We start from the raw sequence: 20394 nt of genomic DNA, 5'->3' as shown, positions 1-20394 counted from the left end.
GGCCCTTTTTTGTAAGCATGAAATTAACAAAAATATTCGATCAAGAGTGCCGGCAGTGTAAAAGGCTGGACGAATTTCTGCTGGAAGTTAAGCAGAACTATCCAAGCTATCACGCCCGCCCGGTGGCGCCGTTTGGCGACCCCGATGCCCGGTTGCTGATTGTCGGTCTGGCGCCCGGCATGCATGGCGCCAATGCAACCGGCCGGCCGTTTACGGGCGATTATGCGGGGCTGCTGTTGTATGAGGCGCTGCATGAATTCGGTTTCAGCAATCAGCCCATATCCAAATCATTAGCTGATGGCCTGGAGCTCAAAAATTGCCGCATAACCAATGCCGTGAAATGCCTGCCTCCGCAAAACAAGCCGACGAGCGCGGAAATAGCGCTATGCAACAATTTCCTGGCTGTCGAGTTAAAAACATTGCCGCAAGGCGCAGTCATACTGGCGCTGGGGACTATAGCGCATCAGGCGGTATTGAAAGCCTATGGATTGAAACTGAATAGCTCGAAATTTGGTCATAGTATATTGCACGAATTGCCGGGTGGGCGAATGATGATCGATTCATACCATACCAGTCGCTATAACGTGCAGACTAACAGGCTGACAAAAGCGATGTTTGCCGATATTTTTCGTACGATTGGGACATTATTGGATAGAGAGTGAATGTTGAGATTTCTGAAAATGCTTTTGATGTAAAAGCGTTTTTAAAAAGCCTGACCACGCGTCCTGGCATTTACAAAATGCTCAATAAGGAAGGCGAGATTATTTATATCGGCAAGGCTAAAAACCTGAAAAACCGCGTTTCCAGTTACTTCAAGCCGCAAACGGCCTCGCCCAAGCAGCAGGCGATGGTCGCCAGAGTGGCCGCCATCGAAGTGACTGTCACGCATACCGAAGGCGAGGCTTTATTGCTGGAATGCCAGCAGATCAAACGGTATAAGCCTCGCTATAATATCTGCTTAAGGGACGATAAATCCTATCCTTATATTTTTCTGTCCACTGAGCAGGATTTTCCGCGCATCACCTTGCATCGCGGCGCAAAGAGCAAGCGTGGCCGCTATTTCGGCCCTTATCCCAGCGCCGGTGCCGTCAGGGAAACGCTGAAGCTGCTGCAAAAGATATTTCCTGTTCGGCAATGTGAGGACTCCGTTTATAACAACCGGATTCGGCCTTGCCTGCAGTATCAAATAGAGCGCTGTACCGGGCCGTGCGTGGGGTTGATTGACAAATCGGCCTACGCCCAGGATGTAGACAGCACGATCCTGTTTCTGGAGGGCAAGGGTAGTTTGCTGATCGACCAGTTGGTTGCCAAGATGGAGAAGGCGGCTGCCGAGCTTGATTATGAGCAGGCTACCATCTACAGAGACCAGATTTTGAAATTGCGCTCCGTGCTGGAAAAGAACTTCGTCCATGGCGAGCGCGGCGATGTCGATATCATCGCCTGTGCCAGCAAGGCAGGCGTGGCCTGCATCCAGGTATTTTTTATCCGTAACGGGCAGCATCTGGGCAATAAGCTGTTTTTCCCGAAAATAACCGATGAACATGACCCGGCCAGCATTCTGCAGGCGTTTATTCCGCAATATTATCTGGAGAGGCAAGCGCCTTATGAATTGATCGTCAGCCATGAGCTGGAAGAAACCGATCTGTTGACGGAAGTGTTGGCCAGCCAAGCCAAGCATGCCGTCAATATTTCTCCCAGAGTCAGAGGAGAGCGTTTAAAATGGCTGCAAATGGCCTGCGCGAATGCAGAAAATGCATTGCTGAGCAAGCTGTCGGATAAACAGGGGCTTTACGCCCGGTTTCTCAGTCTACAGGAAGAGCTTGGCTGCACGGAGTTGCCCAGACGTCTGGAGTGCTTTGATATCAGTCATACCCAGGGCGAACAGACGGTTGCATCCTGCGTTGTTTTTGATAGGGAAGGTCCGGTAAAATCAGCGTACCGCCGTTTCAATATCGAAGGGATAGCCGGGGGCGATGATTATGCCGCTATTCATCAGGCCGTATTCAGACGCTTTAAACGACTGAAGCAAGGGGAGCATATGGCACCCGACATATTATTTATCGACGGCGGCAAAGGACAGGTGCATGCCGCCCAAAAGGCATTAGCGGAATTAGACATAAACAATGTTATGATAGTGGGTATTTCGAAAGGACCGGACAGAAAACCCGGCATGGAAAAACTGATTCTGGTTGATCAGGATCAGCCCATTGATATGACGCCTGGCGCTAGCGGTTTATTATTGATTCAACATATCCGCGATGAAGCGCACCGGTTTGCGATAACAGGACACAGGCAGCGTCGAGGTAAAGCAAAAAAACAGTCGGTATTGGAAACTATTCCAGGATTGGGGCCTAAGCGGCGGCAGATTTTATTGAAACAGTTTGGGGGGCTGCAAGGCATTTCACGAGCGGGCGTGGATGCACTTTGCAGCATAGATGGCATAAGCCAGCAATTAGCACAACGAATTTACGAACTATTCCATCATCAAGATGATATTTAACTTACCGACAGCGCTTACCCTGTTAAGAATTATATTAATTCCTTTGTTAGCAGTTATTTTTTATCTGCCCTGGCAATACTCCAACCTGGCCTGTACGTTGATTTTTATTGTTGCGGGCGTTACGGACTGGCTGGATGGTTATCTGGCCAGAAAAATGGCGCAAGAAACGCCCTTCGGCGCTTTCTTGGATCCGGTGGCCGATAAGCTGATGGTGGCTATTGTCCTGGTGCTGATTGTTCAGCAGCAGCCAAATCCCTACATGGCTATTGCCGCCGCCGTTATCATCGGCAGGGAAATAACGATTGCTTCATTGAGAGAATGGATGGCGGAAATCGGCAAGCGTGCAAAAGTCAAGGTTTCCCAATTAGGCAAATGGAAAACAACTGCGCAAATGTTGGCCATTACTTTATTGTTGTATCATGAGGATCTGGCCGGCATTCCAGTAAACATTGTAGGGTATGTTCTCCTGTATATTGCCGTATTATTAACACTGTGGTCTATGGTTAATTACTTAAGGGCTGCGTTGACAGCTATCGCGGAGCAGTAGCTATGCTGCGAGTCCGGGTAAATCCTTGGATTATTTAACATATGAGATACAGCACATTGAATTCGCTGTGAAAGAAGAAAATGGATAAGGAAAAAGAAAAAGAAAACATACAGCTAAAATCTGAAACACAGGATGAAATATTACTGGCGGCTTTGAAACTATTTGCCGAAAAAGGTTATTTCAATACTTCGTTGACAGACATTAAAGATGCGGCGGGAATAAAAACCACAAGCGGCATTTATCAGCATTTTAAAAACAAACAGACGATTGCCTCGGCGTTGTATGCCAATATCTTCGATAGCTTGAACATATCCATCGACGATATCCGGCGCAGAAATAAAAAATCATCGGAGCAATTGCGCGAAATTGTTGATTTAATGTTCAGGCTGACTACTGAAGCGCCCGATGTGGTGCAATTCTTGCTGGTTTTGAAAATCCATGAGTTCTTGCCGGAAGAAAAGCCCTTGCTGGAAACGGCACCTTTCTCAAAGATTATCAAGATCATCCAGGCCGGTATCAAGGCTGGGGAAATACGTAATATGGATCCAGTTCTCGGGTATGCATTTTTTTTCGGCATCATCAACCAGACTTTGCGTCTGCTGTTGACCGGCGCCCTGGACAAGAAACCCGAAGTCTACCAATCGCAGACATGGCTGGCGGCCTGGAACGCGATCGCCAAGAAATGAGCCGGATTCTGTTACTCTTTTCAGCATAAAGATGGGTGATGTTGTTCAGTTTAAACGGCCGAAAGTATCGCTACTGCATAAAGGCAACACCTTATGCCGCAGCGGCTTTCATAAATGGGAAGTAATCAATGAAAAACAGTTTGATGTCAAGCAGGGAAAGCTGGTCACTGTTTACCGATGCAAGCGGTGCGCAAAAATCAAGTCCGAAGCGCTTTGAGTTCTCCTACGACTAACCTTTTCATGTTCAAACCTTTATTGCGACAATATGACTGTTTAGCGCCCCATTATGCCGCCTCGGATAATGGGATTCTGGAAAAACATTACCAGGAACTGGTTGTTAAACGTCATATCCAGAATGATGATGCTCAAGTGGAAGTCTTGGGCCATTTGCAGCAGTTGCTGGACACCCTCTTGGAAAAAGCCGATTACGACAGCAAACTGACGCTGGGGAAACTGCTTTCAGCCAAGCCTGAGCAAGGCAAGAGCCTTTACATATTCGGCGACGTCGGCAGGGGTAAATCCATGCTGATGGATTTCTTTTTTCAAGCCTGTCCGATCAAACAGAAGCGGCGTGTTCACTTTCATGCCTTTATGCAGGAAGTTCACCATCTTATCCATCAATGGCGGCAATCCCACGATGGCGATCCGATTCCCGCATTGGCCAGACATATTCGAAAATCTACGCTGCTGTTATGTTTCGATGAGTTTACTGTCAATGATATCGCCGATGCCATGATGCTGGCGCGCTTATTTAAACAGTTGTTTAAAAAAGGCGTCATTATGGTCGCTACATCCAATTACCATCCCGATGCGCTTTATAAAGACGGCCTGCAACGGGAGCTGTTCCTGCCGTTTATTGCCTTGCTTAAGCAATCCGCTGAAATTCTGGAGCTGGTAGCTAAAGAAGATTACCGTTTGACGCACCTCAAGGCGTTATCGACGACTTTCCATGCCTCGCTTGGCGAGTCAGGAAATGCGTTTCTGCGGCAAAGCTACAACCACCTGACCAATAGCGCTGCAACGGAACCCTTAGTTTTGCAAGTGCAGGGCCGAAAGGTTCATTTTGCGGCGGCGCATGGCGATATTCTGTTTGCCTCGTTCAGAGAGCTTTGCAGCAGACCGCTAGGCGCAGCCGATTATCTGGCGATTGCCCGGGAATTCAATACCTTGCTGATTTCGGATATCCCCAGATTTTCCTTGGAAAACAAGGACGAAGCGAAACGCTTCGTGATCCTGATCGATGTACTCTACGAACATAACGTGAAACTGATCTGTACTGCCGCGGCGTCTGTTGATCAGCTTTGTACAGATCACGGGGCTTTTGAATTCAAGCGAACCCAATCAAGGCTGGTCGAGATGCAAACGGAAAGGTATCTGAGCGAAGGGCGGATGTCTGCCTAAGGCTGGTATTCAGAACGGAAGTACGGATGCCAGGAGCGACTGGTTGGTCACTCCTGGATGTCTTTTCCAATAAGAGTTAATAAACGTCTCTGACGTAACGTTTGTCTTTTTTCAGTTGATTGACATAATCGATGGCCTGCTGTTCCGACATTTTCCCATGTTCGGCAATCACATCATGCAGTGCTTTATCGACATCCTTGGCCATGTGGTAGGCATCGCCGCAAACGAAGAAATAACCACCCTGTTCCAGCCAGGCAAACAACTCGGCGCCGTTTTCACGCATGCGGTCCTGCACATAAACCTTTTCTTTTTGATCTCTGGAGAATGCCAGATCCAATCGGGTCAGCAAGCCTTTTTGCTGCATGGCTTCCAGCTCTTCACGGTAGATAAAATCGGTTGCGGAATTGCGATCGCCGAAGAACAGCCAGTTTTTGCCGGGCGCATTTCTGTACTCGCGTTCCTGCAGGAAGGCTCGGAATGGCGCGATGCCGGTGCCGGGGCCGACCATGATCATCGGCAGACTGTTGTCGTCAGGCACTCTAAAGATCTTGTTAGGGGTAAAGAAGACTCGCACTTCGGTTTCGTCATCGACCAGATCAGCCAGAAAAGTTGAGCAGACGCCTTTATGCTGGCGGTCATAACTTTCATAGCGCACGCTGGCCACAGTCAAATGCACGGTGTCAGGATGCATTTTGCCGCTGGAGGAGATCGAGTAGGCGCGATGCTGCAACGGTTTCAGCAGACTTATGAATTCGGCGGCCGAGAATTCCACTTGCGGGAATTGCAACAGCAGGTCCAGTATGTCACGGCCCCATAAATAATCGGCCAGTTTGTCCTTGTCGCCCGATTCCAGAATGCCGTTGAGTTCCTGATCGCCTGAACGGCTGGCAATCTCTTCAATGAATTCCTTGCTGGGCAGTTTGATTTCGAATTGCGTGCGTAATGCTTCATGCAAAGCGATGGATTCACCGTTGACCGGTTCGTCTTCATCACCCTTGCAGCCGAGCGCAGTAAGGATGTCGGCGACCAGTTTGGGGCAGTTGGTCGGTGCCACGCATAAGGCATCGCCGGCTTCATAGCTTAACCCGGAACCGATAATGGAAATCTCGTAATGCCGTGTTTCTTTTGATGACGACTCGGCCGTCAGAAGCCGGTTAACAAGCATTCTGGCCGGGAACGGATTTTTTCGGTTGTATTGAGGCTTTTCTGCATGAGCTGCTTCGACATCGACAATCACCGTAGGCGATGCTGCTCCTTCAGCCATGTGTGGAATAACGGCGCTGATCCAGTTCGATGCCGGTTCTTCAAAATCGACGTCACAGTCAGTGCGGTCATAAATGCGCGTTGCGCCCAGTTCGGCCAATCTTCTATCCCAGTCTATGCCCGCTTTACAGAATAAGTCATAGCTGGTGTCGCCCAGCGCCAGCACTGAAAATTTCATGTTATTAAGAGCCGGCGCTGAATCGCTGGAAACAGCCTGCCACAGCATTTGGGCGTTGTCGGGCATTTCGCCTTCGCCGTAGGTGCTGGTCACGATCAGCAGGTATTCCATGGAAGCGAGCTGATCTATTTCAATCTCATCCATGCTTTTTATCAGAGGTTTCAAGCCATGTGTTTTCGCAACATTGGCGGCATCATGCGCGATCAATTCGGCATTGCCGGTCTGGCTGCCGTACAAAATGTTGATGATGCGGGCATCGGCTTGGTTAGCAGTGCCGGCGCTTTGGATCATGTGTGTATGCATGCCGGCAAAAAAGCCGCTAAGCCATGCGCGCTGACTATCGCTGTAGGGAGCGTCGAGTGGGATATGAGGTGTTTTCATTTGAGTTACTAACAAATCACTGTCTGTAGATCGGCCTCCCTTTTTAGAGGGGAGGCCGATGTGTTGTAAAAAGAATGGATTTAAGCGGGTTGTGCGCTCATCATGTCCTGGACGATGCTTAATCCGACGAGTCCGGCCAGATATTCTTCGATACAAGGAATGCCGGCCAACGTCTCTCTGTTGATTCTGTCCTGTTCAATAATCCAGGCAGTGGAGCCTATCGAATAAATACTCTGTACATCACGCAGGATTAGTGTCTTCTTGTAATCATTCAGACGTTTGGCTGCCAGCAGGCAGGCAAGTTGGTCATCACTGTAATTGCTGTAAGCTTCGCGAGTGTTCTTGACCAATGCTTCCTGCAGTTTGCGAGGACGCTCCATGATCAGTTTGCGCGCAGCCTGCTCTATCTGGCTTTGAGTCTGCAACGCTTCAGGCAGATGCTTCAGCATGTCGCGGGCGTAAGACCGGGCTTTCTCAAACACGGAGAAACTGTTGACCAGCTTGAACATCAATGCTGTATCGGTTGTGCCGTAATCCGGAATCGCGCCGCCAAACAACGGTTGTGTTGTCTGGTACGCCCGTCTGACCTGCTCAACCTGTTCAGCCGCCAGTGCCAGCGACAATTCCTCGATCATTTCCTTGCGATCCAGCGATTGCTGCAAGTATTTGGCTGTCTGGGTTTTATAGAGCCATAACGGCAGCGTAAATTTGAAATGCGCGCGTTCGGTAGCCCAGTTATCGAGCAACCATCTGGCCCTGCTTGAGTTGGCATAGCTGGCATGCTGCTCGAGCATAGACAGAATGAACTGTTCATGAGCTCGGGCCGTATCGGTATCCTCGGTCAGGCGGTGCAGCTCCACGGACGAGCTGTCGTACAAGCTTTCCAGCCGATCTTCCGGATCATACTGATAGGCATTGCCGCCGGACATGCCGTTGCAGAAACCTTTGCCGAACCCGCCTATATTCAACACGGCGCCGTTGATCATGTATTCGCAGGCGAAATCGCCCACACCTTCGACGACCGCCATGGCGCCCGAGTTTCGGACCGCAAACCGGTCGCCGGCTTCGCCGTTGACAAAGGCCTTGCCGCCGCTGGCGCCAAACAGGGCAAAGTTGCCGATCAGCACGTTATTGCCCGGTGTTTTAATGCCGCCGCCTGGCGATTCGACGACCAGTATGCCGCCACAAGCCGATTTGCCGACGCCATCGTTGCAGGTGCCGGTGTGCTCCATGCGCATGCCGTCATTCATGAAGGCGGCATAACTTTGCCCGGCTGAGCCGTGCGTGCGGATGATCACGCTGTCCGGCGCCAAATAGCGGCGGCCGTGCTGGTTGGTGTAAATGATCTTGGAGCGGGAAACCTGCTCATCGCTGAGTTCATAGGTCAGCATGCGCTCGATGTCGATCGCTGCCTGTCCGCCCACCGTTTTGTTGCGGTTGTTCAGTTTGAAATCAGCGCCTTCGATAATGAGTTGCTGTTTATTGCCGTCAATAATGTCGGTTTTAAACCGTTTGATAATGGCGTCATCAACGCTGAAGTCCGCTTCCAGGTAGATCGGATTTTCAATTTTTACCTCGTTCGCTTGCGCAAGCAGGCGGGTCAGATCCAGCTGGCCGATCATGGCTTCGTGATTGATCAGGTGCAATAGCTCGGTTTTGCCGCGCAGTTCGCGCAGGCTTCGATAACCTAATACGGCCAGTATTTCCCTGACTTCGTGAGCCAGATTCATGAAGTATTGGGCCAGTACGCGCGCATCGCCTTTGAACTCTTCATGCTCGGTGGTCAGGCCGGCCGGGCATTTGATGTTACAGTTCTTGGCCATGACGCAGCGCAGCATCATTAATGCCGTGGTACCGAATTCAAAGGAGTCGGCGCCTAAAATGGCCGATTTAACGACGTCCAATCCGCTTTGATGGGCGGCGCTGCAACGTAATACGACTTTGTCGCGCAGACCGTTGACGGCCAGTGCCTGATGCACTTCGGCGATACCGATTTCAGGCGAGCGGCCGGTGTTTTTCAGGCTGGTTACGGCTGCCGCGCCGGTACCGCCGGTATTGCCGGCTACGTTGATCACGTCGGCTCCGGCTTTGGCGACGCCGACGGCAATTGTGCCGATGCCTTCTGATGACACCAGCTTGACGCCGACTTTTACGCGCGCAGCTTTGGCGTCATGAATCAATTGCCCCAAATCTTCGATAGAGTAGGTATCGTGATGAGGCGGCGGGCTGACCAGTTCCACTTTGGGCGTGCCGCCGCGCAGAGCGGCAATTTCGACCGAGACTTTGGGCGCAGGCAGCTGACCGCCTTCGCCCGGTTTTGCGCCCTGGCCGATCTTGATTTCAATCTCCTGGATATTGGGGTCGGCCAGATAGCCGGCCCAGACGCCAAAACGGCCTGACGCGAATTGTTTGATTTTGCTCGAACGCAGCGTGTTGAAACGGCTGGAATGCTCGCCGCCTTCGCCGGAGTTGCTGAGTGCACCGACAATGTTCGTGCCCTGGGCGACCGCTTCGTGTGCTTCTGCCAGCAAAGCGCCGTGACTCATCGCGCCGGAGGCCAAGGTTGCGGTGATTTCATGAGCCGGTTGTACATCGGTCAAGGTAATCGGATCGCGCGCGCTCTGGATGGACGATAAATAGTTAGTCAGAAGGCTATCAGTGTCGGCTACTTTGATATTTAGCGTACTGCCTATGGCTGTCGCACTGAATTCAGTATCGGCGAAGCGTTTTTTAAAGTGCTGCGACAGTTGCTCCAAACGCGCTTCGGATGAATTTTCAGTGAAGCTGATGCTGAAAGAAGCGTTGTCAGTTTGGTCGACCTTCAGACCGCGGATCAAATAGTTGATATTGCCGTACACACTCTGCCTGCCGAGAATGCGGTTGAAATCGGCAACGGTTTCGGCCGTGCTGACGTCAGCCGGAAAATCCATGATGTCGCGCAAGGCGGCCGGCCTGGATTCGCGCTCAAGATACAGGTTTTTGGTAAAGCTGCGATAAGCCGGCGTGATGCCGAAGGCGTCGATTTGCCCCGGGGTACGCTTGTTATAGCCGAAATCGGCGTAGGCCGTGTCGCTGGCGACGGGCGATTTATCCTGAGGGATATACAGAATCTCCTCATCGGTCATGTTGATATATTCCCGGACCGCGGTATTGCCGAAACTGTGGCCGGCGCCGTCCTGGCGCTCCTTGAATAGTCCGAGGAATGGGATGTCTTTTTCCTCGTGCACAGACAGTGCTTTTTGATGCCATTCTGTCGCGCTGGCCGCGATATCGGCATAACGCGCCCCTCCGACTGCTGCATGGATGTTTGGGAAGTAAGGGCGCAGCTTGGGCTCATTGGTATCCAGATAGTTGGATTCGAAGAATTCCCCGCCAATATAGCTTTCCACGGTGCATAGGCCAAATTTGCCCATGGTTTTCATGAGCGATTTTTCAGCGGCTTTCTGGAAATTGTACAACGCTTTTTGCCGCTCATCCGCTGCGTAATGGCTGAGCACGCGGTTATGCACGCTGATAGGGCAGACCGCCGAAGCGCCGAAGCCTAGGATCGTGGCGATATCATGCGAGCTGGCTGCCTGTCCGGTTTCCGCGATCAACGATGAATTAAAGCGCAGGCCGTGTTTAACCAGATGCTGGTTGGCGGCCGCAATCATCAGCAGGGCCGGAATGGCGGCTTTGTCTTTATCGATGTTGGCGTCGCTCAGGATGATGATGCCGGTGTTTTTTCGTGCGGCACTCTCAACCTGCTCGCAGACGGCTAGTAACGCCGCTTCCAAAGACTCTTCGTTGCACTTCGCGTCATTGAAGTCAGGCGTATACAGCATGTCCAGCGTGACGACGCTGACCGCTGCTTGTCTGCGGATCTGTTCCAGTTGAGTGCGCAGCAGAATCGGCGAGTCGATAACGAGCTGTTTACTGTACTCATCGGAAAAAGTCGGTTTGGCGCCCAAGGCCACGCGCAAGGTCATGCCGTCGCTCTCTCTGAGCGAATCGAGCGGCGGATTGGTGACCTGTGCGAAGCGCTGGCTGAAATAGCGCGACATGCCCCCTTCCGTGCCCGACAGCGCGTTAGGCGCGATACCGTAGCCCATGGCCGATATTTTTTCCATGCCGGTAGCCAGCATCGGGTCAAGCAGGAATCTGAAGCTTTCCTGGTTGAGCGAGTAAGCGGTGTGCCGCTGGTCTATCGTGAAGGAATACGCGTCATTAATCTCGGACAGCTCAACTTTCGGCAGTTCCGGCATATGGATGCAGCGTTGCGCCAGTAACGCCTGGTAGTCTTGCTCCTGGGCCAGGCGCTCCATAATCTGGTGGGTGTTGTAAGCTTCGCCGGTGCTGTGGTCGAAGCAGATCATGCCGCCGGCTTCAATGCGTCCGCGTTTTAAGACTTCCTTCGGAGGGAAATCAATTTGCCCGGCTTCTGACATGACAGCCAGATAGTTTTCAGTTTCAACCGAGCGTAAGGGGCGCAGGCCGAGACGGTCCAGGCGTGCGCCAACACGTATGCCATCGCTGAAAATCAATGCCGCCGGACCGTCGTTCTTTTCTTCGTACAAGCTGAAATATTCCAGCATGGCGCGTACTTGCGGCGACAGTGTTGTATCGTTTTCCCAGGCTGGCGGCATCATCGCCAGCACTGCTGTGACGATATTGAGATTGTCTTCGTTGATGCGGCGCGTCAGGGTTTGGTCCAGACGGCCGGAGTCTGACTGGCCGCACGGGAACACGATGTGCTTGTTGTGCTGGCGCGCGATGGCGTTTTCGCTCAAGCGGTTTTTCTTGTCGGTGTTCAGCTCGCCGTTATGGGCCATGTAACGGAATGGCTGAGCCATCAGTGCGGCCGGAGCTGTGTTGGTTGAAAAACGGGTATGGAAAAACAGTGTGTTGATCGCGTGATCCTTGTCGCGCAGATCTATAAAGTACGGAATGACTTCAAAAGAGTTGAGCCGGCCTTTGTAAACCTGTGTACGCGAACTCATGGATAAAGGATAAAAGCCGTTCAATTCAGGGCGCGAGAAGCCTTCAACTTCAATAGCCAGCAAGGTGGCCTGAATATGCTTTTCAAACTGATCATGCGTAGCCGTTTTTAAATGCTTCGGGCGGTCGAAAATCACCTGCTTGATAGGCAGCTGTGCTTTGACCGAAGCGGAATTGAGCACGGCGTTATCAACCGGGACGTCTCGCCATTGAATAATTGGCAGATCAAATGCCTCGAAGTGGCGGTTAACAAGTTCTCTTGCCGCTGAGTCATAGTGATCATGATCTTCCGGAAAAAAGAAGTTGGCTACGCCAAACTGACCGAGTTCCAGATTTTCGATGCCGGTGATCTTGCGAAAGAACTTAAGCGATAAATCAATGTTAACGCCAGCACCATCGCCAATTCCTTCTGCACTCATGCCGCCGCGATGTGGAATAGTGCAAAGCGCTTCGTGTGATTTAATCAGCAGATCATGAGTTTGTACGCTCTTTTTGTGAGTAATAAAACCCACGCCGCAGCTGTCCTGCGACAATTCATCGTTATACAGCATCTGTTCTTTACTACCTAATCGGGAATTTTCAGTCATTTTTCGGCCCGTTCTAATCGTGCTGTCAAAAGACAGCGTTTATAGTTCGTTTTTTGTTTCAATGCGTGTTAGAGTCAAGGAATTAAATTTTAATTCAGGCAGACACATTGAGATACTACGAAATCTTTTTAGATGAATTTCATCTAGTGAAACCTTTTAATTGTATCACGAAAGATTGTACATGCTAGTACTCTATTTTTGTCGAATTGTGGAAGTTCAGGTTGTCTTATATATTAATTGATATGAAAGAGCGTTTTGATGTTGTAATCGTAGGCGGCGGCATGGTAGGGGCGGCCTTAGCTTGTAGCTTGGGCGGCAGCTTATTGAAGGTGGCTGTAATAGAAAATTCGCTGCCGCAGGAGTTTTCTGCCGATCAGCCGCATGACTTGAGGGTTTCGGCACTCAGTATTGCGTCGAAAAACATCCTTGAAACGGTCGACGCCTGGCGGGGCATCACCAGCCGCAGGCTTTGCCCGTTCCGGCGCATGCGTGTCTGGGAGACTGCCGGCGATACGGAATTTTGCAGCGATGATATCGGTCATTCGGAGCTGGGCTATATTGTTGAAAATCGTGTGACGCAACTGGCTTTATTAGACCGCTTGCGCGATTTCGATAACATCGAACTGATCTGTCCTGCCACGATTAACCGAATCAGTTATTCAGCCGAGAGTCAAAATGATCATTCCGAACTGGAATTGGCTGATGGGCGCCTGTTGTCGGCAAAAGTGCTGGTTGCGGCAGACGGTGGGCAATCCAGAGTCAGGCAGGCTGTGGGCTTGGGGGTAACAAGCTGGGATTATAAACAGCACGCCCTGGTCATTTATATTGAGACGGATTATGGGCAGCAGGATATCACTTGGCAGCGTTTTGTACCTAGCGGGCCGCAGGCATTTTTGCCGTTGACGGGGCATTATGGCTCCATAGTCTGGTACAACTCGCCGGATGAAGTGGTCCGATTAAAAGCATTGCCTCATGAGGAACTGATGGCCGAGCTGGCGGCTGCGTTTCCTGACTGTCTTGGCAAGGTTAAGGGAGTTCTCGGCACAGCCAGTTTTCCTTTAAAACGGCAGCATGCGCAGGACTACGTCAAGCCCGGCGTTGTTCTGGTCGGCGATGCGGCGCATATGATCAATCCGCTGGCTGGGCAGGGGGTGAACATAGGCCTGTTGGATGCGGCCACGTTGGGGGAGGTTTTGATTGAGGCGCAGAAGCAGGGGCAGGCTATTGATGATATAGTCGTTCTAAAGCGCTACGAAAAGTTGCGGCGCAACGAAAACCTGAGAATGATGACAGTCATGGAGGTTTTTTATCGCGTGTTCAGTAACGAGATATTGCCGGTCAAGTTCTTGCGGAACCTGGGGCTGGGGCTGGCCGAGCGACTTTCGCCGGCAAAAAACAAAGTCATGCGCATGGCCATGGGGTTGGATGGCAATCTTCCCAAGCTCGCCAAGGGGCAGTCGATCGTTTGAGTTGTCGGGTTTTATTATTTTCAGAAAACGACGGTTGCGCCATTTCATTGGCTTGAGCCTGTCGTGTACACAGGAATTGAATAGGCGCTGATCAGTAGCCATTGGCGCCATTCTTGTCTATTTCACAACCCTTTGCATGTCCTACTATAAATCACGGGTTAAGTGACACATTTTGATGACTCATGCGTTTTGCGACGCACTGTCACATACTTGGATACGATCTTGGCGGTCCTGAACACTAATTGCAGACAGGCTGACGAACATTTTTTCGTTTTGTGATGGAGCTCGTGTTGTGTTATCGACTTCCGTTTTATGGAGATGACAGGTTTCATAAGATTTTCTCTCAAAAAATCCTTTCGACTTGGTTGCCGCATCAATTCGCGAATTAGTGTGATGCAGTTCATGTTGTTGATAAAAAAAGTAATTAAGCGGCCGCTCCATCTGGTTCTTGCGTTGTTTTAGGCTAGAATTTACCAATCAATTTATTGAGTACCGAAGCAATGCGTAAAAAAATTTATCCCAAAATTTCAAAGCCGCTTTCAGTGATTGTCGCCAATGAGGATGGTGTGCATTTAAATGTTTTGGCGCTGGACACCAGTAGCGCGGAGATCTCTATTCAGTGTGACATCGGGCAGCGTAATGTCATGACGCCGGGCGGCAGTTATGTGCGCGGCGGCAGGCCGGTGGAACTATCTATTAGTCTGGAACTGCCCGATGAGAACGGGCAGATGTCGCCTATAGCGGCGCGTTGCCATATTGCCTATTCGCGGCGGGTTTCCAGGGATCTCTGCAAGATCGGCATGCGCTATGTCGATATGGGAAAGAATGACTATAACCGGCTGATCCAATTTATCGAAAAAACGCTGGCTTCCAGTAATGGCTTTGCCTATTGATCGATTTGGGCTGTTTTTAATCGCTGCCGGTTTCCAGCATTTTAAGAATTTCCCTGCGTATTTGCTCCTGCTTGGATGGGTCGGTGATAGGCTGTAATTGCTGGTCGGTTATATAAAACATGTCCTCGGCGCGGCTGCCGATCGTGGTTATTTTTGCGCTGTACAGATGGATGCGCTGCTGTATAAAAGCCTGGCCTATTTTTGATAAGAGACCGGCACGGTCAGTCGTTATCAGTTCTATGATGGTGTGCCTGTTTAAAGGGTCTGCATGAAACCGAATGCTAGTCTGGATAGGAAAGTGCTTGGCCTGTCTTGACTGGCGACGGATATTCTTGTGCTTTTTGACTTCCCGGTGCAGCAGGTTGTGGCGCAGTGCCGTGCAGATATGGACTTCCCTGAACGGTTCGTCAATAGGTTCTCCTGACTGCTCCAGTACCTGGAAACTGTTGAGTACATAATTGTCCGATGTGGTCATGATTCTGGCATCCAGAATCGTAAGTCCCAGTTGGTCCAATGTTGCCGTGCTTATTGAAAAAACGGCCTCTTCATTTTTCGTATAAATGAAGACTTCCGCGCTGCCTCGCTGGGTTTGCGGGCGCAGCAGCACCAAAGGCAGTTCGTCTTCGTTGGATGAAGCGATGGCGATAGTATGCCAGGCTATCTCATCCGCCGAATATCTCAGGAAATAATCGTCGCTGGCATGCTTCCAGGATTTGTAAATAACCGGTTCCGGTATGCCGAGCTTGATCAGTTCGTCTTTGGCTTCTTTTTTGTTTTCGAGCAGCCGGTCTTCCAGCGCAACCGGGTTTTCCAATCCTCTCTGCAGGGCGCTGTGCGTTACCGAATAAAGCTCCTGAAGCAACGCGTCTTTCCAGGAGTTCCACAGTTCCGGATTGGTGGCGCGAATATCTGCCACGGTCAGTAAATACAAGTAATTCAGATATTCGATGCTGCCCACTTGCTGAGCGAATTCGTGGATGATATCGGGGTCGCCGATGTCTTTGCGCTGGGCGGTCATCGACATGATCAAGTGGTTGCGGACCAGCCAGGTGATCAGCTTGGTGTCATGCTGTGAGAGGTCGTGCTGGATGCAGAATTGCCTGGCGATTTCTTCGCCTATCATGGAATGATCGCCATTTCGGCCTTTAGCGATGTCATGGAACAAGGCGGAAATATACAGAATTTCCGGCTTGGAAATCAGAAGAAAGATGTCGTTGCAAAAAGGGAGTTCGTCAATGTGTTTTTCCAATGCAAACCGGCGCAGGTTGCTTATTACGAAAATCGTGTGCTCATCCACTGTATAAATATGAAATAAATCATATTGCATGCGCGCGACGATGTTGGCAAAGCCGGGTACATAGGCGCCTAATACCCCGTAGCGGTTCATTCGTCTTAATTGATGGGTAATGCCGCGGGGTTGACGAAATATTTCCATGAACAGGCGGTTGGCTGTTTTATTCTTGCGAAACGCATCGTTAATTAGGTACAGGTTCTTGCGGATCAGGCGGATGGTGGTGGCCCTGATGCCCTTGAGTGAGGAGTTTTGTTGCAGAATTAGAAAAATTTCCAGCAGAGCCGTTGGCTCTTGCTCAAAAATAGTGTCTTCAGTCGCTTCAAGGTAGCCATTGATAACGGAAAATTTAGCATTAAAAGGCAGTGGTCTATAAACAGCTTCTCCGCAAACGAAGCGCTCATTAAACAGTTGCAGCAACATTTCATTCAGTCGCTCGAGTCCGAGTACCGTTTTGAAATAAAACTGCATAAATTGTTCGACATCCTGATTGTAGGTCTGATCTTCCGAGCTAAATCCGAACTGCTTGGCAAGGTCGCGTTGATAATCGAAAATGAGCCGGTCTTCGCCGCGATTGGTCAGCAGATGCAGTGCATAGCGGATGCGCCAGAGCACATCAAGGGCGGCAATCAGTTCCGTGTACTCGGATTCCGGCAGAAAGCCGTATTTGATCAGTTCCTTAAGAGTGGAGGTATTGTAATGCCGCTTGAATACCCAGGAGATAATCTGCATGTCGCGCAATCCGCCCGGACCTTCCTTGATGTTCGGTTCGAGGTTATAGGCGGTGCAGTGGAATTTGGCATTGCGCTGCCGCTGTTCTTCCATCTTGGCAATGAAAAACTGATCCGAGGGCCATATTTTGTCAGGCGTAGTGGCTTCTCTAAGTGTTTCGTAAAGGGCGATATTGCCAACGATCAGGCGCATTTCCATCAGGCTGGTCATGATCGTCTGATCATCCTGGGCGGCTTTAATGCATTCTTCGATCGTGCGCACGCTTTGTCCGGGTTTTAAGCCGATATCCCACAGGAAAGTAAAGAAATTTGCCAATGCTTCCTGATAAGGCGAAGTATCCTCCGAATCGAGTAAAACCACGATATCGATGTCTGAATAGGGGAATAATTCCCGGCGACCATAACCGCCTACGGCGATCAAACTCAGCGATTGGGCATAATTGCCGAGGTAATGCTGCCAGCACAGGCTCAGGATTTTGTCGATGAAATCGGACTTTTCTTTAAGCAGCGTGGCAACCGAACTGTGAGGATCGAATTTTTGCCTCAGTTCAGCGTCTTTTTGCTTCAGCAGTTGTTTGAACTGAAGCAGGCTGTCTTTTTCTGTAAAGAGTGTAGGAAAGGTCAAATCATTCACATTTCTTCCTGGCGCAAAGTTAGGATTTCATAACCGGTGGCTGTGACAAGAATGGTGTGTTCCCATTGGGCGGACAAGCTTCGATCTTTAGTGACTGCAGTCCAGCCGTCGGCCAATACTTTGACATGGCGCTTGCCGAGATTGAGCATGGGCTCAATGGTTAAAATCATGCCGGCTTGCAGCACTTCACCCGTGCCAGCTTTGCCATAATGCAGAACCTGTGGATCTTCATGAAATTTTTTGCCGATGCCGTGGCCGCAAAACTCTCTGACTACAGAAAAGTGATTGGCTTCGGCGTGTTTCTGTATGGCATGGCCTATATCGCCTAAGGTGGCGCCCGGCTTAACTTGCTCAATGCCCAGAAACATGGCTTCGCGAGTTACATTTACCAGTCTTCGGGCGTGTTGGCTGACTTCCCCTACACAGAACATTTTACTGGTATCGCCGTGGTAATCATCTTTTATAACCGTAATATCGATGTTGACGATATCGCCCGATTTAAGTTTCTTTTCGCTGGGAATGCCGTGGCAGACCTGGTGATTAATGGATGTGCAAATGGATTTCGGGAAACCGTGATAATTAAGCGGCGCAGGTATGGCTTTTTGCACGTCGACAATATAATCGTGGCAGATTTTGTCGAGTTGATCGGTGGTGACTCCCGGGACAACATAAGGCGCAATCATTTCCAAAACTTCAGCGGCCAATTTTCCGGCGATACGCATTTTTTCAATTTCACTTTCGGTTTTAATGATTATGCTCATGGAGATGATTACTTGTATTTGCTAAGGTTGTTTGTGCCGGATAACAGATGAGGCAAGATAAAGGTCTAGTTTTGAAGGTTAGTCAGATTATGACATGCGAAGAGTTTAACAGAGATTGGCTTGTTGTAAAAAGCTAATTATGATATAAAGTTAAGTTCATTTTTGTATTAATACTCACACTTGTCGTCACGTTTGGCAGGGTGCTGGCTCAAGTTATTGTAGCTGGTTGCCAGGCGGGGTAAGTGGAGGCGTAACCCAACTCGGACAAATAGTCCGATTTTAGATCTTAGGAGAAATTAATGGCAGCAGTATCCATGCGTCAAATGCTTGAAGCGGGTGTTCATTTTGGACATCAAACCCGTTACTGGAACCCGAAAATGGCTAATTACCTGTTCGGAGCACGTAACAAAATCCATATCATCAATTTGGAAAAAACGCTTCCGATGTTCAATGACGCCATGAATTATCTGGGTCAAATGTCCGCAAACAAAGGTACCATCCTGTTTGTCGGCACTAAAAAAGCAGCGCGCAAAGTTGTTGCGGAAGAAGCAAAACGTTGCGGCATGCCTTATGTCAACCATCGCTGGTTAGGCGGCATGCTGACCAATTTCAAAACTATCAAGAAATCAATCAATCGCCTGAAAGAACTGGAAGCGATGAAGACTGACGGCACGCTTTACCAACGGTTCAGCAAGAAAGAAGCGCTGGGCATGGAGCGTGAACTCGAAAAGCTCGAGCGCAGCCTGGGCGGTATCAAAGACATGAAAGGCATTCCTGATGTTATTTTCGTACTGGATGTCGGGTATGAGAAAAATGCAATCAGCGAAGCGAAGAAATTAGGCATTCCGGTAGTGGGCGTTGTTGATTCCAACAATTCACCGGAAAGAATCGATTACGTCATTCCTGGTAATGACGATTCAATTCGAGCGGTTTCACTATACTGTCAAAGCGTTTCTGCGGCTGTAATGGAAGCTAAAGCGGCAAGTCTGGATATGTCGGCAAAAGCCGATGACTTCGTTGAAGAAGCCTCAGCAACAGAATAATTCACTCCCTCATTTATAACAGGCAATGGCCTGTGTGAGTGAGGGTTCAGATCAAGAAAAAACGCCTCCTTATGGGGGCGTTTTTATAGTACGAACAGTGAGGAAAAATAATGAGTATTACTGCAGCAATGGTTAAGGAACTGCGCGAGAGAACCGGTTCCGGCATGATGGAATGCAAAAAAGCGTTAACAGAAGCCAATGGCGACATGGAACTGGCCATTGAGAACATGCGTAAATCCGGCTTAGCCAAAGCCGATAAAAAATCAGGCCGCACTGCCGCTGAAGGCGTTATCGGTATAAAGGTCAGCGATGATGCGAAAACAGCGGTTATGGTGGATGTTAACTGCGAAACCGATTTCGTTGCCAAAGGTGAAGATTTTGTTAACTTTGTCAACAATGTAACAGCGGCTTTATTGACTTCCGATGTTGAAACGGACGAGCAATTGCAGTCCATGAAATTGGCCGACGGCAGCGTTGTCGATGACGTGCGTCGCAGCTTGATTGCAAAATTGGGTGAAAATATTACCATTAGACGCTTTGTAAAGTACCATACAGAGCAAGGCGGTACTGCATCCTACCTGCATGGCAGCAAAATCGGCGTCATCGTTGAATTAGCAAAATCTGACAGCGAGTTAGGCAAAGATATCGCAATGCATATTGCCGCAAGTAAACCGGAATGTGTTTCTGAAGATCAAGTGCCTGCGGAACTGATTGAGAAAGAAAAAGAAATTTTCTCGGCTCAAGCGGCAGAAAGCGGAAAGCCGGCAGAAATCATCGAGAAAATGATTGGCGGCCGCATCAGCAAATTTTTGGCCGAAATCACTTTGCTGGGCCAGCCATTTGTTAAAGACGATAAAACTACCGTCGGCAAACTGGTCGCCTCAAAAGGCAACAGCGTTATTCGCTTCGCACGCTTTGAAGTAGGCGAAGGCATTGAAAAGAAAGAAGAAAACTTTGCCGAAGAGGTTATGGCTCAAGTTAGAGGCAGTTAAGAAAATTCCCCGGCTACCGGCCGGGGGACTTTGTGCTAATAAATATTAATACCCGGTTGA

13 protein-coding genes are annotated in these 20394 nt (G+C 49.8%); 9 read left to right on the top strand and 4 right to left on the bottom strand.

Annotated features, from left to right (window positions below; genetic code table 11):
• Positions 1-17: 17 nt before the first annotated feature.
• The 5 genes from IT781_RS05090 to zapE all read left to right on the top strand — a co-directional run bounded on the left by IT781_RS05090 (position 18) and on the right by zapE (position 5134).
• Positions 18-662, top strand: coding sequence for a uracil-DNA glycosylase (locus IT781_RS05090; protein WP_194969062.1), 645 nt, complete (start codon positions 18-20; stop codon positions 660-662).
• The gene (uvrC, locus tag IT781_RS05085; protein ID WP_194969061.1) at positions 659-2500 is read left to right on the top strand and encodes an excinuclease ABC subunit UvrC; all 1842 of its coding nucleotides are present in this window, start codon (positions 659-661) and stop codon (positions 2498-2500) included. Before IT781_RS05090 ends, uvrC begins: the two co-directional genes overlap by 4 nt.
• The gene (pgsA, locus tag IT781_RS05080) at positions 2490-3047 is read left to right on the top strand and encodes a CDP-diacylglycerol--glycerol-3-phosphate 3-phosphatidyltransferase (protein WP_194969060.1); all 558 of its coding nucleotides are present in this window, start codon (positions 2490-2492) and stop codon (positions 3045-3047) included. The genes uvrC and pgsA overlap by 11 nt, the downstream gene beginning before the upstream one ends.
• 80 nt (positions 3048-3127) lie before the next feature.
• The gene (locus IT781_RS05075) at positions 3128-3733 is read left to right on the top strand and encodes a TetR/AcrR family transcriptional regulator (protein WP_194969059.1); all 606 of its coding nucleotides are present in this window, start codon (positions 3128-3130) and stop codon (positions 3731-3733) included.
• A 240-nt stretch (positions 3734-3973) separates the two neighbouring features.
• Positions 3974-5134 (top strand): cell division protein ZapE, encoded by a 1161-nt coding sequence (zapE, locus tag IT781_RS05070; protein ID WP_194969058.1) that lies wholly within the window; start codon positions 3974-3976, stop codon positions 5132-5134.
• Between the two features lie 76 nt (positions 5135-5210).
• On the opposite strand, the gene IT781_RS05065 is transcribed toward zapE, so the two are convergent.
• Entirely contained in the window at positions 5211-6956 is a 1746-nt protein-coding gene (locus IT781_RS05065; protein WP_194969057.1) for a sulfite reductase subunit alpha, read from the bottom strand.
• An 80-nt stretch (positions 6957-7036) separates the two neighbouring features.
• Positions 7037-12520, bottom strand: a complete 5484-nt coding sequence (locus tag IT781_RS05060; protein WP_194969056.1) for a glutamate synthase-related protein — start codon at positions 12518-12520, stop codon at positions 7037-7039.
• Positions 12521-12762: 242 nt separating this feature from the next.
• On the opposite strand from IT781_RS05060, the gene IT781_RS05055 reads away from it, so the two are divergent.
• Together IT781_RS05055 and IT781_RS05050 are read left to right on the top strand one after the other, a co-directional pair.
• The gene (locus IT781_RS05055) at positions 12763-13989 is read left to right on the top strand and encodes an FAD-dependent monooxygenase (protein WP_194969100.1); all 1227 of its coding nucleotides are present in this window, start codon (positions 12763-12765) and stop codon (positions 13987-13989) included.
• 500 nt (positions 13990-14489) lie between these two features.
• A complete protein-coding gene (locus IT781_RS05050) occupies positions 14490-14882 on the top strand; it encodes a PilZ domain-containing protein (protein ID WP_194969055.1) in 393 nt (130 codons plus the stop codon).
• Between the two features lie 16 nt (positions 14883-14898).
• Here the strand turns inward: IT781_RS05050 and glnD are convergent, their stop codons facing one another.
• The gene (gene glnD, locus IT781_RS05045; RefSeq protein ID WP_194969054.1) at positions 14899-17538 is read right to left on the bottom strand and encodes a [protein-PII] uridylyltransferase; all 2640 of its coding nucleotides are present in this window, start codon (positions 17536-17538) and stop codon (positions 14899-14901) included.
• Positions 17535-18299 (bottom strand): type I methionyl aminopeptidase, encoded by a 765-nt coding sequence (gene map, locus IT781_RS05040; RefSeq protein ID WP_194969053.1) that lies wholly within the window; start codon positions 18297-18299, stop codon positions 17535-17537. Before map ends, glnD begins: the two co-directional genes overlap by 4 nt.
• 299 nt (positions 18300-18598) lie before the next feature.
• Here map and rpsB point away from each other — a divergent pair, with 299 nt between their 5' ends.
• Complete coding sequence (gene rpsB / locus IT781_RS05035; protein WP_194969052.1) at positions 18599-19342, top strand: 30S ribosomal protein S2; 744 nt, start codon at positions 18599-18601, stop codon at positions 19340-19342.
• A gap of 110 nt (positions 19343-19452) precedes the next feature.
• Positions 19453-20334 (top strand): translation elongation factor Ts, encoded by an 882-nt coding sequence (gene tsf / locus IT781_RS05030; RefSeq protein ID WP_194969051.1) that lies wholly within the window; start codon positions 19453-19455, stop codon positions 20332-20334.
• Positions 20335-20394 lie beyond the last annotated feature (60 nt).

This window comes from Methylobacter sp. BlB1 (genome assembly GCF_015476545.1).
GTDB lineage: Bacteria > Pseudomonadota > Gammaproteobacteria > Methylococcales > Methylomonadaceae > Methylobacter.
This window is presented reverse-complemented; position numbering and strand designations above follow the sequence as displayed.

Excerpts from the sequence above, each read along its gene's own strand:
- IT781_RS05090 (WP_194969062.1), top strand. The coding sequence starts at position 18 with ATGAAATTAACAAAAATATTCGATCAAGAGTGCCGGCAGTGTAAAAGG.
- pgsA (WP_194969060.1), top strand. The coding sequence starts at position 2,490 with ATGATATTTAACTTACCGACAGCGCTTACCCTGTTAAGAATTATATTA.
- IT781_RS05075 (WP_194969059.1), top strand. The coding sequence starts at position 3,128 with ATGGATAAGGAAAAAGAAAAAGAAAACATACAGCTAAAATCTGAAACA.
- zapE (WP_194969058.1), top strand. The coding sequence starts at position 3,974 with ATGTTCAAACCTTTATTGCGACAATATGACTGTTTAGCGCCCCATTAT.
- IT781_RS05065 (WP_194969057.1), bottom strand. The coding sequence starts at position 6,956 with ATGAAAACACCTCATATCCCACTCGACGCTCCCTACAGCGATAGTCAG.
- IT781_RS05060 (WP_194969056.1), bottom strand. The coding sequence starts at position 12,520 with ATGACTGAAAATTCCCGATTAGGTAGTAAAGAACAGATGCTGTATAAC.
- IT781_RS05055 (WP_194969100.1), top strand. The coding sequence starts at position 12,763 with ATGAAAGAGCGTTTTGATGTTGTAATCGTAGGCGGCGGCATGGTAGGG.
- IT781_RS05050 (WP_194969055.1), top strand. The coding sequence starts at position 14,490 with ATGCGTAAAAAAATTTATCCCAAAATTTCAAAGCCGCTTTCAGTGATT.
- map (WP_194969053.1), bottom strand. The coding sequence starts at position 18,299 with ATGAGCATAATCATTAAAACCGAAAGTGAAATTGAAAAAATGCGTATC.
- rpsB (WP_194969052.1), top strand. The coding sequence starts at position 18,599 with ATGGCAGCAGTATCCATGCGTCAAATGCTTGAAGCGGGTGTTCATTTT.
- tsf (WP_194969051.1), top strand. The coding sequence starts at position 19,453 with ATGAGTATTACTGCAGCAATGGTTAAGGAACTGCGCGAGAGAACCGGT.